This window comes from Bosea sp. BIWAKO-01, from assembly GCF_001748145.1.
Lineage (GTDB): Bacteria > Pseudomonadota > Alphaproteobacteria > Rhizobiales > Beijerinckiaceae > Allobosea.
In genome coordinates this window covers 3157458-3172074 of sequence record NZ_BCQA01000001.1, presented here as the reverse complement: position 1 = coordinate 3172074, position 14617 = coordinate 3157458, and the positions used below count along the sequence as shown (strand labels likewise).

15 protein-coding genes are annotated in these 14617 nt (G+C 65.5%); 8 read left to right on the top strand and 7 right to left on the bottom strand.

Features of this window, described 5'->3' with window-relative positions; all coding sequences use genetic code 11:
* The first annotated feature begins 21 nt into the window (after nt 1-21).
* The 5 genes from BIWAKO_RS14610 to BIWAKO_RS14590 all read left to right on the top strand — a co-directional run bounded on the left by BIWAKO_RS14610 (nt 22) and on the right by BIWAKO_RS14590 (nt 3562).
* A complete protein-coding gene (locus BIWAKO_RS14610) occupies nt 22-735 on the top strand; it encodes a ComF family protein (RefSeq protein ID WP_069882501.1) in 714 nt (237 codons plus the stop codon).
* A 44-nt stretch (nt 736-779) separates the two neighbouring features.
* Nucleotides 780-1037 carry a glutaredoxin 3 gene (grxC, locus tag BIWAKO_RS14605; RefSeq protein WP_069882500.1) on the top strand — a complete coding sequence of 86 codons (258 nt, stop codon included), beginning with the start codon at nt 780-782 and terminating at the stop codon, nt 1035-1037.
* Nucleotides 1038-1138: 101 nt separating this feature from the next.
* Nucleotides 1139-1618, top strand: a complete 480-nt coding sequence (locus BIWAKO_RS14600) for a DUF1178 family protein (protein WP_069879275.1) — start codon at nt 1139-1141, stop codon at nt 1616-1618.
* Nucleotides 1619-1846: 228 nt separating this feature from the next.
* Nucleotides 1847-2197 carry a MarR family winged helix-turn-helix transcriptional regulator gene (locus tag BIWAKO_RS14595; protein ID WP_371331958.1) on the top strand — a complete coding sequence of 117 codons (351 nt, stop codon included), beginning with the start codon at nt 1847-1849 and terminating at the stop codon, nt 2195-2197.
* 45 nt (nt 2198-2242) lie between these two features.
* Entirely contained in the window at nt 2243-3562 is a 1320-nt protein-coding gene (locus tag BIWAKO_RS14590) for an MFS transporter (protein ID WP_069879273.1), read from the top strand.
* A 105-nt stretch (nt 3563-3667) separates the two neighbouring features.
* Here BIWAKO_RS14590 and BIWAKO_RS14585 read toward each other — a convergent pair whose 3' ends face one another.
* Complete coding sequence (locus BIWAKO_RS14585; RefSeq protein ID WP_069879272.1) at nt 3668-4339, bottom strand: RraA family protein; 672 nt, start codon at nt 4337-4339, stop codon at nt 3668-3670.
* Nucleotides 4340-4519: 180 nt separating this feature from the next.
* Entirely contained in the window at nt 4520-5764 is a 1245-nt protein-coding gene (locus BIWAKO_RS14580; RefSeq protein ID WP_069879271.1) for an aminotransferase-like domain-containing protein, read from the bottom strand.
* A gap of 153 nt (nt 5765-5917) precedes the next feature.
* Here BIWAKO_RS14580 and BIWAKO_RS14575 point away from each other — a divergent pair, with 153 nt between their 5' ends.
* Nucleotides 5918-6442, top strand: coding sequence for an Lrp/AsnC family transcriptional regulator (locus BIWAKO_RS14575; RefSeq protein ID WP_069879270.1), 525 nt, complete (start codon nt 5918-5920; stop codon nt 6440-6442).
* A 113-nt stretch (nt 6443-6555) separates the two neighbouring features.
* On the top strand, nt 6556-8547 hold the full coding sequence (locus BIWAKO_RS14570) for a protein meaA (RefSeq protein ID WP_069879269.1): 1992 nt from the start codon (nt 6556-6558) through the stop codon (nt 8545-8547).
* A gap of 71 nt (nt 8548-8618) precedes the next feature.
* Here the strand turns inward: BIWAKO_RS14570 and BIWAKO_RS14565 are convergent, their stop codons facing one another.
* Both BIWAKO_RS14565 and BIWAKO_RS14560 read right to left on the bottom strand, forming a co-directional pair.
* Nucleotides 8619-9239 (bottom strand): DnaJ domain-containing protein, encoded by a 621-nt coding sequence (locus tag BIWAKO_RS14565; protein ID WP_069879268.1) that lies wholly within the window; start codon nt 9237-9239, stop codon nt 8619-8621.
* A gap of 176 nt (nt 9240-9415) precedes the next feature.
* Entirely contained in the window at nt 9416-11053 is a 1638-nt protein-coding gene (locus BIWAKO_RS14560) for a M14 family metallopeptidase (protein WP_069879267.1), read from the bottom strand.
* Nucleotides 11054-11169: 116 nt separating this feature from the next.
* Here BIWAKO_RS14560 and BIWAKO_RS14555 point away from each other — a divergent pair, with 116 nt between their 5' ends.
* Nucleotides 11170-11442 carry a BolA family protein gene (locus BIWAKO_RS14555; RefSeq protein ID WP_069879266.1) on the top strand — a complete coding sequence of 91 codons (273 nt, stop codon included), beginning with the start codon at nt 11170-11172 and terminating at the stop codon, nt 11440-11442.
* 5 nt (nt 11443-11447) lie between these two features.
* Here BIWAKO_RS14555 and BIWAKO_RS14550 read toward each other — a convergent pair whose 3' ends face one another.
* From BIWAKO_RS14550 to BIWAKO_RS14540, 3 genes are all read right to left on the bottom strand, one after another.
* Nucleotides 11448-12644, bottom strand: a complete 1197-nt coding sequence (locus BIWAKO_RS14550) for an MFS transporter (protein ID WP_069879265.1) — start codon at nt 12642-12644, stop codon at nt 11448-11450.
* A gap of 9 nt (nt 12645-12653) precedes the next feature.
* Nucleotides 12654-13823: an acetyl-CoA acetyltransferase gene (locus BIWAKO_RS14545; RefSeq protein WP_069879264.1), complete on the bottom strand. Its 1170-nt coding sequence runs from the start codon at nt 13821-13823 to the stop codon at nt 12654-12656.
* A gap of 275 nt (nt 13824-14098) precedes the next feature.
* A complete protein-coding gene (locus BIWAKO_RS14540) occupies nt 14099-14614 on the bottom strand; it encodes a DUF1801 domain-containing protein (protein WP_371331956.1) in 516 nt (171 codons plus the stop codon).
* Nucleotides 14615-14617 lie beyond the last annotated feature (3 nt).

Here is a 14617-nt window from a genome sequence, read left to right as displayed (position 1 = left end):
GGGACCGCCTCCCGGCTTGGCATGCGCAGTGCGATCAGCCTGGTCTATCCGCCGTCCTGTGTTGCCTGCCGGGGAGCGACCGCCGAGGCACAGGGCCTTTGCCCGGCATGCTGGAGCGGGGTTGGCTTCATCGAGCGCCCCTATTGCGAGCGCCTCGGCACACCCTTCGCCGTCGATCTCGGCGATGGTGTCGTCTCGCCTGCGGCGATCGCCGAGCCGCCGGCCTTTGCCCGCGCCCGTGCCGTCTGCCGTTTCGACGGTACGGCGCGCGAGCTGGTTCACCGCCTGAAATATGGCGACCGCCTCGAGCTCGCGATCACGCTCGGCCGGATGATGACGCAGGCTGGCCGCGAAATCCTCGTCGAGGCCGATTGTATCGTTCCAGTGCCGTTGCACCGCACACGCCTCTGGCGCCGCCGTTTCAACCAGGCCGCGGCACTCGCAACGGTCGTCGCGCGCCAGAGCGGCGTCGCGCTCGCTCCAGAGGCACTGACACGCGTCAAGCGGACGAAGCAGCAGATCGGTCTGACGCGTCCCCAACGTGTTGAGAACCTGCAGGGCGCCTTCAAGGTCCTGCCGAAGATGAGGGCCACGATCGCGGGCCGCCGCATCCTGCTGGTCGACGATGTCCTGACCACCGGCTCGACCGTCAATGCCGCTGCACGGGCCCTGCTGCGTGCCGGCGCCAGCCATGTCGATGTCCTCACCTTCGCGCGGGTGGTGACGGATGGCTGATGGCACACTACATGATGTGTCAGGACAGTATCGCCGGAACCGTCATGCCGCAGATCACGCTCTACACCACCAGCTGGTGCCCCTATTGCACTGCCGCCAAGTCGCTCCTGAAGAAGAAGGGTGCGGCCTTTGAAGAGATCGATGTCGACGGCAAGCCGGAGGTGCGCCGCGCCATGAGCGAGAAGGCCGGCGGCCGCACCTCCGTGCCGCAGATTTTCATCGGCAACCGTCATGTCGGCGGCTCCGACGACCTGCATGCGCTCGATGCCCGCGGCGAACTCGACACGCTGCTCGCGGCATGAGGCCGCATCATGAGGAATGACAGAGTTGCCGGGTGTCCGCGCCAGGTGGCGCGGCGACGGTCCGGGTGTATCGCGGCGGCCAGCCGCCTCATGAGTCAACGATGATCCGCTATTCCCTTCTTTGCGACAGCGCCCATGAGTTCGAAAGCTGGTTCGCGAGCTCCACCAGCTTCGAGGAGCAGTCGCGCCGCGGCCTCGTCTCCTGCCCGGTCTGCAACAGCAGCAAGGTCGAGCGCGCCATCATGTCGCCGAGCGTGACACGGACAGACCGCGGACCGCGCGCTGAGGCGCCTGGTTCGGAGGCTGTCCCTGCCCCGGCAGCGCCTGCACCAGCCCCCGTCGCCCTGATGGGCGAGAAGGAAATCGCCTTCCGCGAAATGCTGACGGCGCTGCATAAGCACGTCACCGAGACCGCCGAACATGTCGGTCCCCGCTTTGCCGAGGAAGCTCTCAAGATCCATCACGGCGAAGCCGATGACCGCGCCATCTATGGCGAAGCGACGCCCGACGATGCCCGTCTGCTGCACGAGGAAGGCGTCGAGTTCATGCCGCTGCCGCGACTGCCGGGCGGTCGAAACTAGTTTACCCCTGCGATAACCGGTCGCCTGGCCAACTCCGCCATTTCCCAGCGGAATGCGTGATCGTAGCGGGTTTGTGCGCCTTGTGAGCAAGCGCTGGCGAGCATCCGCAACAGGCCTGAAGGGACGGGCTCCTTCCAGGAGCTCTTGCAAATATCTTATTGCGGGCATATACCCGCGATTATGCCCAGTCCCTGCATCTGCACGACCCTCCGTTCGGCCTCTCGCCGCATGGCCGCCTTCTACGACGAGGCTATTGCGCCGGTCGGGGTCAATATCGCGCAGTTCAGCCTGATGCGGACGATCGCGCGCTCCGCCCCAGTGACTTTGACCGAACTCGGCCGGTTGACCGAACTCGACCGCTCGACGGTGGGCCGCAATGTCCGCGTGCTCGAGAAGATGAAACTCGTGGCGCTCGGCCGCGGCAAGGACCAGCGCGAGGCCACGGTCTCGCTCTCCGATGCGGGCCGAACGGTCCTCGAAGATGGCGCTCCGCTCTGGGATGCGGCGCAGAAGGCGCTGGATGACCGGCTTGGCGCCGAGGCCATGCGGAACCTTCGCGCGGCACTCGATTCACTTTGATTTCTCGCACTAATACGGGCACATACCCGTAACTAGGAGGCTCGCATGCCCACTGACGCTCTTGCTCCCGCGGCCCCGACCGGGCTTGCAGCGCTCTTCGCCCGACGCGGCGTGCATTATGGCTGGGTCGTTGCCGCCGTGACCTTCCTCACCATGCTGGTAACGGCTGGCGCGGTCGGTGCGCCGGGTGTGCTGATCGGACCTCTTCAGAAGGAATTCGGCTGGGCAACCTCGGAGATTTCCTCCGCTCTGGCGATCCGGCTCGCCCTGTTCGGCCTGATGGGCCCATTCGCCGCCGCCTTCATGAATCGCTTCGGCCTGCGGCCCGTCGTCGGCGTCGCCCTGACCTTCATCGCCGCCAGCGTGCTCGGCTCCTTCGTGATGACCCAGCTTTGGCACCTGATGCTGCTCTGGGGCATCGTCCTTGGTCTCGGCACCGGCATGACAGCGATGGTGCTCGGCGCCACCGTCGCGACGCGCTGGTTTGCGCAGCGGCGCGGCCTGGTGGTCGGACTTTTGACGGCAAGCACCGCTACGGGGCAACTCGTCTTCCTGCCCCTGCTCGCGGAACTGACCGAGCGCGTCGGCTGGCGCTCCGCCATGGTCTTCGTGCTGGCCATGATCGTGATCGCGGCCGTAGCCGTGCTCCTGTTGATGCGCGACCGGCCGGCCGATGTTGGTCTCGCCCCCTATGGCGAGACCAGGATAGAGCCTGCCCCTGTGGCTCCGACCAGCCTGCTGGCGATGCTTGCCTCTCCCCTCGTTGCGCTTCGCGAAGCGGTGCGCACCCAGACGTTCTGGGTGCTGTTCGGCACCTTCTTCATCTGTGGCGCGAGCACCAACGGCCTGGTGCAAACGCATTTCATCGCACTCTGCGGGGATTATGGCATGGCGGCGGTGGCGGCGGCCGGCGTGCTCGCGGTGATCGGCATCTTCGATTTCGCCGGCACGGTGGGCTCGGGCTGGCTCTCGGATCGCTATGACAGCCGCTGGCTGCTGTTCTGGTATTACGGGCTGCGTGGCCTTTCGCTGCTCTACCTGCCCTTCACCGATTTCTCTTTCTACGGCCTGTCGCTGTTTGCCGTGTTCTACGGCCTGGATTGGGTCGCAACCGTACCGCCGACCGTGAAGATCGCGGCGGACCGCTTCGGCGACAAGACCAACCTGGTCTTCGGCTGGATCTTTGCCGGGCACCAGCTTGGCGCGGCCTTCGCCGCCTATGGCGCCGGCTTCAGCCGGACCGTCTACGAGAGCTATCTTCCGGCCTTCTTCATCGCCGGAGCTTTGTGCCTGTTCGCGGCTGCCTTTGCCATCACGCTGCGCGGGAGCGCGCCCCCGCAGGCGAGTGCGACGGCAGCCGCCTAAGGCTTCGTCGCCAGGAGCGCCATCCGACCTTCATCCATGCCGGCCGGGAAAGGCCGGCATGGATATGAGCCTGCGCAGCCCCCCAACGGCGTCGCGGCGCAACCCTTAGAGCGGCTCGATCGCAGGGACCTTGAAGACCCCGACCGTCGACTTGCCGCTCGCCAGGACCTTCTCCCATTCCACCTCGGCGCGGACGCGCGCAAGGCAGGGCGCGAGCTTCGCCTCGGCCAGCGCATGCGGCACGAAAACAAGACCGTCGTCGTCGCCGATGACGAGATCGTTCGGTTGCACCGCGACACCGCCGAACACGATCGGGCCGTTGACGATTCCCCGTTCCATCGAGGAGGGGCCGCGTGGCATCACCCAGCGCGAGAACATGATGAAGTCGGACCATTGCGAAACCGGCCCGACGTCCCGCACTGCCCCATCGACGACGACGCCGGCAATGCCCTTGAGGCGTGCGGCTCCGCCGAGCAGATCGCCGATCATCGCCGCATCGCGCCGTCCACCGGCCGCGACCACGATCACATCGCCGGGGCCGGCAATCGCGATCGCATGATGCACCGGCCCGTAATCGGCGGGCTCGCACCAGGCCGTCACGGCCGAGCCGGTCAGCCGCGTGCCGGGCGCAAAGGGACGGATCGGCCGGATGCGCGGATCGGCATGGCCGACACCGCCGAGCTGGTCGGCAATGACCGAGCTCGGGACTGCACGCCAGGCGTCGATGAGGCCATCGGGAAGGCGGGAATTGCGCGGATTGTCGAGGCGGGTCGGCATGGTGAGGGCCTTTCTGGCGGCGGTTCTGGAGCGCGATCGACGTCCCGCCCTCCCGGGCGAGCGGAGGAAGGCCAGGATTGGTGCCGAACCATGGCAGGAGGGGTTGAGGCAGGGAACCCGGATCGTCGCTTTGCTCCGTCCGGGGCTGACATTGCAGACTGACATTGAATCAGCGCGAGCTCAGGCCGCCCGTCCCGAACGCCTGGCAAGATAGCGCTGAACAGCCCGCTCCAGCCGGCGCACGCCCTCCGCAAGCACCTCTGGAGAGGAGCGCGTGAAGTTGACGCGCATCGCGCTGTTGAGCGCTCCATCGGGATCGAACACACTGCTCGGCACGAAGGCGACCTTGTCCTCGAGCGCGCAACTGTAGAGTTCGTTGGTGTCGATCGCGCTGGACTTCGCCCGCATCCAGACGAACATGCCGCCGGGCGGGATATCCCACTCGAACCATTCGCCGAGATGGCGCGACGCGGCAGCACAAAGCGCATCCCGCCGCTCGCCATAGGCTGCGACGATGCGCGGAATATGGGTGGCCTCAAAGCCGCTTTCGAGCAGTTCGAGCGCAACCGCCTGGGTGAACATGCTGCTGCTGATATCGGTCGACTGCTTGGCGAGCGCCAATGTCGCGATCATCCCGGCTTCGGCCACGATCCAGCCGACGCGCAGGCCGGGCACGAGGCTTTTGGACAGCGTTCCCAGATAGATCACCGGGCCGTCATAGGCCCCATCCGGATAGCGCGCGGCATGGGCGGCGAGAATGCTGGGCCCGGCCTCGCCATCGAGCTGCAGCGGCAGATAGGGATCGTCCTCGACCAGCCAGGTGCCGGCCTCGAGAACCTTGTCAAGCAAGGCCGCACGCTCGGCCTGGCCGACAAGCACGCCGGTCGGATTGGAATAGTTCGGCACGGTATAGACGAACTTGGCCTGGCGCAGCGCCAGGTCGAAGCCGGGCCGTTGCAGGCTCCAGTCCAGCCGCTCATAGCGCGGGTGGCGCGGTCGCCAGGCATCGAGCGCGCCGAGATAGGTCGGGAACTGATTGACGATCAGGTCGCCCGGATCGATCAGCGCCTTGCCGATCAGGTCGAGGCCCTGCATCGCCCCTGTGGTCAGCAGAACATTCTCCGGTCCGAACCGCCTGCCCGTGCTGGCCGTGACGCGCTCGGCGATGGCCTGGCGCAGCGCCGGCAACCCCTCGACCGAGCCGTATTCGAGCGCAACGGCGCCCCAGCGTTTCAGCGCACGTTCGCTTGCGGCGGCGATCGCATCCACCGGGTAAAGCTCGGCCGCTGGCAGTCCGCCGGCAAGGCTGATGATATCCGCCCGCCCGCCGATTGCCATGAACTGCTGGGTGATACTGTTGCCAGATTTGAACCACTGCGAGAGAGCAGGGCGTACTGCCGGCAGCTGGGCATTCGATATCGCCATGACGCTTGAACCACCTTCGCTTCAGCCAGGCACGATGTCCTTTGAGCGACTATAGCAGTCGCGATGCGAGCGAATCCGTGCAATATTTCGAAATACGTCATAACTCTCGCGGATAATCACCACTAAATCTCTATTCTGGAGTGAAAATCACCCATGATCGAACTGGACCGGATCGACCGCCGGATCCTGGCCGCGCTTCAGGATAACGGGCGTATCTCGACGCTCGAACTCGCCGAGAAAGTCGGCCTTTCGCCGACGCCGTGCAGCCGCCGGATCAAACGGCTCGAAGATGCCGGCGTCATCGAGGGGTACTCGGCGCAGATCAGTCCGACTGCTCTCGGGTTCGGCATCTGCGTGATGGTGAGCGTGAAACTGGCCAAGCAAAGTCCGGATGCGGCAAGCCAGTTCATGACCGCGATCCAGGGCCAGCCCGAGATCACGGAATGCCTGCTGGTCACCGGCAATGTCGACTATCTCTTGCGCGTCTGGGTCAGGGATATCGAGGCGCTCCGCACCTTCATCAGTGCTGCATTGCAGGCGATTCCCTGCGTCGCGGAGACCTCGACCATGGTGATCCTCGATACCCAGAAATCCAACCAGCTCCTGGAGATCGGCGGCCAGGCCCCCGGCAGGAAACCACGGTTCAGCCAGGCCAGGCACCTGTCCGGCAGCGCGTAGCGCCGGCTCATCCGAAGGTCGGAGGCGACTTGCGCGGCCCTCTGGCGTTATCTTCGCCGCAGTGCAACATTGAGATTGCATTGGGTCCTGGGTGGAACGGCAAGGGAGCGGCAATGAACGCGATCGGCCCGATCGGCGACAAGCCGGCGCAGCGTGAGAAGCCCTGGATCTTCCGCACCTATGCGGGCCATTCGGACGCGGCCGAATCGAACAAGCTCTATCGCACCAATCTCGCCAAGGGGCAGACCGGCCTGTCCGTCGCCTTCGATCTGCCGACCCAGACCGGCTACGATCCCGACCATGTGCTATCGCGCGGCGAGGTCGGCAAGGTCGGCGTGCCGGTCAGCCATCTCGGCGACATGCGGGCTCTGTTCGACCAGATCCCGCTGGCGCAGATGAACACCTCGATGACGATCAACGCGACCGCCGCCTGGCTGCTCTCGCTTTACGTCGCGGTTGCCGATGAGCAGGGCGCCCCCCGCGCGACGCTGCAGGGCACGACCCAGAACGATCTCGTCAAGGAATACCTGTCGCGCGGTACCTATGTGTTCCCCCCGCGCCCATCGATGCAGCTGACCACCGATATCGTTGTATTCACGGCGCGCGAGCTGCCGAAATGGAACCCGACCAACGTCTGCTCCTATCATTTGCAGGAAGCGGGCGCCTCGCCGGTGCAAGAACTCTCCTATGCGCTCGCCACCGCGATCGCGCTGCTCGACTCGATTCAGGCTCAGCCGGAGGTCAGCGAAGCGGAATTTCCGGGAATCGTCGGGCGCATCTCGTTCTTCGTCAATGCCGGCATGCGCTTCATCACGGAACTCTGCAAGATGCGGGCTTTCGTCGATCTCTGGGACGATATCACGCTGAAGCGCTATGGCGTGCAGGAGGAGGCGATGCGCCGCTTCCGCTACGGCGTGCAGGTCAATTCTCTCGGCCTGACCGAGCCGCAGGCCGAGAACAATGTCTACCGCATCCTGATCGAGATGCTGGCAGTGACCCTCTCGAAGAAGGCGCGTGCACGGGCCGTCCAGCTTCCGGCCTGGAACGAGGCCCTGGGACTGCCCCGCCCCTTCGACCAGCAATGGTCCCTGCGCATGCAACAGGTCCTGGCCTACGAGACCGACCTGCTCGAATTCGGCGACATCTTCGACGGCTCGGCCGCGATCGACGCCAAGGTCGAGGAATTGAAGGCCGCCGCCCTCGACGAACTCGCGAAGATCGATGCCATGGGCGGCGCGCTGGCCGCAGTCGAGTCCGGCTACATGAAACAGGCGCTGGTCGAGAACGGCGCACGCCGCATCGAGGCGATCGAGCGCGGTGAACAGATCGTCGTCGGGGTCAACAAATTCACCACCAGCGAACCCTCACCGCTCTCGACCGGAGAGGGCAATGTCGTCACCGTGCCGGATTCCGTGGAGCTGGAAGCCATCGGCCGGCTCAAGGCCTGGCGGTCGGCCCGCGACGCCAAGGCAGCACAGGCTGCGCTCGCGGAGCTCTCGGCAGCCGCCAGGGAAGTCCGAAACGTCATGCCGGCCTCGATCGCCTGCGCCAAGGCCGGCGTCACCACCGGCGAATGGGCCCAGGCCCTGCGCGAGATCTTTGGCGAGTATCGCGCCCCGACCGGCGTCGATACCGGCAAGCGGGGCGACGATCCCGGCCTTGCGACCGTCAAGGCCGCGGTCGCGCGCGCAACCGAAAAACTCGGCCGCCCGCCGCGCTTCCTCGTCGGCAAGCCTGGCCTCGACGGTCATTCCAACGGCGCCGAGCAGATCGCCGTCCGCGCCCGCGATGCCGGCATGGCGGTGAACTATGGTGGCATTCGCCAGACCCCTGAGGAGATCGTCACGCAGGCGCAGGAAACCAAGGCCGACATCATCGGCCTCTCGATCCTCTCCGGTTCGCATCTGCCATTGGTGCGCGATGTCACGGCCCGGCTGCGTGTCGCCGGCATGACGATCCCGGTCGTGGTCGGCGGCATCATCCCGCCCGACGACGAGAACGCGCTGCGCAACATGGGCGTGGCGGCGGTCTATACGCCAAAGGATTTCGCCCTGGACGGGATCATCGCGGATGTCGCCGGGCTTGCGGCGAAAACGCAGGTATAGGACACCAGACGCGCCATCGGCAGCGCAGCAGGTTGCGTCACACAATCATCCCAGAGGGCCCGATAGGTCCCTCAGACCAGACCGGTGGTCTTCAGCTGCTGATACGCCTTGAGGATCTCCTGCAGCGTGCCTTCGCACGAGCGGTCGCCGCCATTGGCATCGGGATGGAAGCGCTTCACCAGTTCCTTGTAGCGCGCCTTGATCGCGACGGAATCGGCCGTGTCGTCCAGCCCGAGCGCGTCGAGCGCCTTGCGCGCCACGGCGCCGACGCGAGGCTCTGGTTTTGCGGCCTGCTGCTCCCGGCGCGTGCCAAAGATGTTGAAACCGTCCTGCACCTCGGGCCCGGCATCGCCGGCAGCCGCTGCGCGTCCGCGCTGCGACATGCGTGCCGCCTTGGAATTGACGCCGAGTTTCCAGGTTGGCCGGTGGCCGATCTCTTCCTGCTTCTGATAGGCGGCGAGCGCCTCGTCATTCATGCCGGAGAAGTAGTTATAGGTCGCGTTATAGGCCTTCACATGTTCGAGGCAGAACTGGAAGAACTGGCCTTCCCGCCCCCTGCCCTTCGGCGCGCGGAACTCACCGGCGCGCTGGCAACCGGAATGGTCGCAGCGCACAGCCACAGTCTCGACCACCTCTTCCGCCTCGGAAGGGCCGATCCTGATCCGGTCGAAAAGGCGAGAATTGAAATTCATGGTCTCTCGGTTATGCGGGCGGAAAGCCAAACGGACAAGCTCTGCACGACAGGCGCTGTTAGGCGCCTGCGGCGGACACATTCGAAACGCTGCAGAGATCGGCCCCGATTGCGTCAGAATCCCAGCAATCCGGGTGGCCGTCAATGCGTCCTAGATAATGACGCGCTGCGCCAGTCTCAACGGCTGCATGCGGGATCCCCGCCCGAAGCCAATATCGGCCTGGCCCCACGCGGCACGCGGTAGATCGGAGCCTCGCCCGAATCCGCCGCGACCTCGACCAGGCCGACGCCGACATGAGAGCCCGGAGAATCCGGCTCGAATGAGGCGGCGATGACATTCGCCCCCGATTGCGTCATCGGCACGAAGACAGCGGTCGCCGGAACGTCCAGCCGGCGCGACCTGAGCTCGACCTTCACCGCCTGGTCCGGATTGATGTTCTCGCGGTCGGCCTTCTTCACCGTCCCCTTCTGCTCGACGACGAAGGCCTCGATATCGAGCGAAGCCGGCCCGCCCAATGCGCAGACGGCGATGCCCTTCAGCTTCAGGGCTTCAACCGCAGGCTGGCCCGAGGCAAGCACGATATAGCCTTCGGGCCGCACCCGGCGCCCGGTGACCGTGACCTGGCGCGAGTCGCGGAAATCGACTTCTGTCGGCATGTCGGCGGCCGTGTCGGGATTGACCAGCGGGATCGCCATCTTGACGGTGGCAATACGGTGGCCGACGACCAGTTCGCCTTCGTTCTTCGCCAGTTCGCCGCGCGCAGCCGCGACCGCCTGCAGCACGGCCTTGTCATTGGCGGCGATCGTATCGAGAACCGACCGGGAAATGACGTAATGCGTCGCGATGCGCCGCTCCAGGTTCTCGAGTTTGAGGCCGACGCCGCGCGTCTCGATCAGGAAGGAGACCGCGCCTGAAAGTCCGAACAGGTTGCGCGCGATGCCGGGCGCATTGCCGCCCATCGAGACGACCTTGTCGTCCTTGTTGTAGCCCGTCGTGAAATACCAGAAGGAGGAGAGCCCCTTCTCGGCCATCGCCTTGTCCATCGCAGGCTTGACCAGCTCGGAGGCGAGCTTCGTCGTCTGCTGTGGCACGGCCGGATTGGTCGCGTAGAGGATCATCGCATCGGCGGCATTGAGCCCGCCGAACTTCTCGAGCCAGCGATTGGCGACTGAGAACTCATGCACGTCGACGATGACATCGGGCGGCAGCTCGGCGAGCTTGGCATGCAGCGCCTTCGTCTCCGGCAAGGTCAGCAGCAGATGATCCCGGTTGAGATCGAAGCCGTTGGCGCCGGTGCGTTTGTCGGCCGCCGCCCCGTCAGGGTTGGTGCGCGGCACGATCACCACCACCAGCTTGTCGAGCACGGCCTTGAGGTCGGTCGTGGCCAGATCATTGGCGAGTGCGAGCATCGCTTCACCACCGGCCGGCTCGTTGCCGTGCTGCTGGCCGACGAACCAGACGATCGGCCGCCCCAGCGCCCTGAGCGCCGCCGTATCCCTGGCGCCTTCCTTGGAGAAGATCAGATAGGGCAGATCACGCCCCTGCTGCGACGTGCCAAGCGAGCCGAGCACGACCTGGGCCGGCGCCTTGGCGGCGAGATCGGCAACGAAGGCGTCGAGCTCGGCCTGCGTGGTCAGCCCGGGCGTGCCGCGTGTCAGAGACGGCGTCGCCAGCGGGATCGGCACGGATTTGTAGCGGGCAAGCACGGCCTCGCTCTGCTTGTAGTCGGCGACCTTGCCTTCCTCCTGCGCCAGAGCGGGAGCGGTTCCGAGCAGCGCCAACAGCCCAAGCGCGAACGCCGTTCTCGTCTTCATCCCAACCTCCAGCGAAATGCCGCATTCACCTGACACCAGGCGGCGACTATGAAACGGCGACGGAGACCGGACAAGCAATCCGCGATTGCTGACGGCACAGCGGAACGAGGCGACAGATGACCAGCATGGCGGAACGCATCACCAGCAAGCTCGAGTCGGCACTGGCGCCAGAGCATCTGCGTGTCATCGATGAATCGCATCAGCACCAGGGCCATGGTGGCTGGCGCGAGGGCGGCGAGACGCATTTTCGCGTCGAACTCGTGTCCTCGGCCTTTGCCGGCAAGAGCCGGCTGGAGCGTCATCGTCTGGTCAACGCGGCCTTGGCCCAGGAACTGGCCGACCGGGTACATGCGCTGGCCATTGTCGCCAAGGCGCCAGGCGAGGCCTGAGCCGATCAGCTCTTGCCCGGCCGCTCGGGCATGAAGGCGTAGATCGCGCTCGGGACGAGAAGCAGCGCCGCAAAGCCCCAATGGAGATGGGCAAAGGTGGTCGCGGCGTCGAGCCCGGCCTGGCGCTGCTCGGCAATGAACCAGCCCGAGCCGGACTGGATCGCCGCCGCGCCCGCAATGAACAGGAAATTGACGCAGGTCATGCCACGCCCGATCAGGTGTTCGGGAAAGAACAGCCGTGCATGCGCCATCAACACCGCATAGGTGAACCCCGTCGCGCCGATGAGCGCGAACAGGCCGATGGCCAGCGCCGAATGCGCATTTCCCCAAAGCGCCAGGGCGATGAAGCCAAGCGCGGTCAGCACCGTGCCCCATAAGACCAGTGGCTTGCTGCGGCCGAGCCGCTGTTCGAGCCCGCCATAGAGGAAGGCGCCCGCGATCATCGTCAGCGCCATCACGGTTGCGACATGGCCGCTGGTGATCGCATCGAAACCGTGCACGTCGCTCATGAAGGGCGCGATCCAGAGACCGCGGACCGTCGCGATGATCGCGTAGCCGCTAAGGGTGATCGGCGCGAGCAGCCAGAGCGGGCGGAGCGCAAGAATGCTCCGCAGCCCCTTGAGCAGGCCTTCGTGACCACCTGAGGCCGCCTTGGCTCGAGGCGGATCGCGAACCAGCGCTGCGGCGAACACTGCCGCGGCCAGAAAACAGCCAGCCATGACCAGCATCGACGGCCGCCAGCCGAAGCGGGCAGCCGCGATTGCCAGAGGCGCCGCGCCGACGAGGTTGCCGACCGAACCGAGGCCGATGAAGACCGAGGTCAGGAAACCGAAGCGCTTGGGATCTTGCGTACGCGCGAACAGGAACAGCGCCGACATGAAGATCGGCGAGCAGCCGAGCCCGATCATCGCCATGCCGAGCGTGCCGGTGACGGCATGCGTCGCTGTCGCGAAGAGGAAGGCACCGGCTGAGCCGATTGCCATCGTCACGGCGACGGTCCGGCGCGGCCCCAGCCGGTCGAGCGCCCAGCCGACCGGGAACTGCGCCAGGGCGAAGCTTATGAACCAGGCCGCGCCCAGGAATCCCAGCTCGCGCGGCCCGATCCCCAGATCCGTCATCACCGGGTTGGCGATGACGCTCAGGAAGGATCGGTAGAAGATCGAGAGGACATAGGCCGGCAGCAGCGCCAGGAAGATCGTCACGTCAGACGGTCACTTGATCCGCTCGAGCACCGAGACGTAGTTGGCGACCGCCGCCCCACCCATGTTGAAGATACCGCCCAGGCGCGCGTCCTGGACCTGCATGCCTTCGGGCGCCTCGCCGGTGAGCTGCATGGCGCTGAGCACATGCATCGAGACGCCGGTCGCGCCGATCGGATGGCCCTTGGCCTTCAGGCCGCCGGAGACGTTGACCGGCAGCTTGCCGTCCTTCTGCGTCCAGCCTTCCTTGATGGCACGGGCGCCCTCGCCTTCCCTCGTCAGGCCCATCGCCTCGTATTCGATCAGTTCGGCGACGGTGAAGCAGTCATGCGTCTCGACGAAGGAGAGATCGTCAAGCGTGACGCCGGCATCGGCGAGCGCCTTCTTCCAGGCTTCGGCACAGCCGTCGAACTTGAGGATGTCGCGCTTCGACATCGGCAGGAAGTCCTGGACATGGGCCATGCCGCGGAAGCCTACGGCCCGGCGCATTTCCATCGCAGTCGCCTGATCGGCCAGCACGAGCGCGGCAGCGCCGTCCGAGACCAGCGAACAATCGGTGCGCTTCAGCGGCCCGGCGACATAGGGGTTCTTCTCGCTCTCCTCGCGGCAGAAGGCGAAGCCGAGATCCTTGCGCATCTGGGCATAGGGGTTCTCGACGCCGTTCTTGTGGTTCTTGGCCGCGATCATGGCGAGCGCATCCGACTGATCGCCATGGCGCTGGAAATAAGCAGCGGCAATCTTGCCGAACACGCCGGCGAAGCCACCGGGTGTCTCACCATCTTCCGGCAGATAGGAGGCCTTGAGCAGGAATTTGCCGATATCGGCCGAAGGTGTCTTGGTCATCTGCTCGACACCGACGACGAGCACGATCTTGGCATCGCCGGCCTTGATGGCGCGCACGCCCTGGTGCACGGCGGCAGAGCCGGTGGCGCAGGCATTCTCGACCCGCGTCGTCGGCTTGAAGCGCAGCGCCGGGTCCGCCTGCAGCACGAGCGAGGCGGTGAAATCCTGCGCGGAGAAGCCGGCATTGTAGTGGCCGAGAACGATCTCATCGACCTGTTCGGCGGTAATGCCCGCATCGACCAGCGCGTCCGTCGCCACGCGGACGATCAGGCTCTCGATGGTTTCGGCATCCTGCTTGCCGAACGGCGTGTGGGCCCAGCCGACGATTGCAGCGCTCATGACGACCTCTCAGAGTAATGTGCAGTTACACTTATCTGCGCCCGACCACGGTATCGTTCAAGCCGGAAACAGCGCAATCCGGCCGTGCGCAGAAAGGGGGACTGCCCGTGAAGCCCCGCTCGTAGCGATATAGCGCGTTGCCGGCCGCGAGGGGAGAGGATGAGCCTGTTCGCGCACTCTGCGTCGGCTCTCTGTACAGCGCTGGAGACCGTGCTGGGCTTGCCTGGTCGATCTTTCCGCGCCCACCTGTGCCCGCGGCACCTCCAACTGACGGCTTACATTTTCTCGCCGGGCAGCTGGCTCGCTTGTTTCACCCAGGCGGCGAACTGCGCCTCATCGAGTTCGCCCTCATGGATATCGAGATAGCGCACCTCCTTCTGTTTGGACGCGCCGGGCGGAACAGGGCTCAGCGATGCGCCGCGGAAGAACGCAACTTTGACGTATGTCGTGAGGCAATGAAAGCCGAGGAACCAGCCTTGGTCCTGCTCCCCGACACCATAGAAGGGCGAATTCCATTTGACCGCCTTGCGCGCGCCGGGAACGGTGCGCTCGATGATGGCATCGAGGCGGCGTCCGACATCGCTTTTCCAGCCCGGCATGGCCGCGATATAGGCCTGCACGGGGGCCGCACCATATCCCTTGGCAATCTGGGGATTGCCACCCGAAAGAAGGACGACCTCGCCCAGCTGCGCCTTCAACGCCGATTTGCGCGGCTTGGTCCGCTTCTCGGCAACCGGTTCGGCGACCTCGTTCTCCGTGGCCTGCTCCGGCTTCCCGGACATCCCGGTCATCAT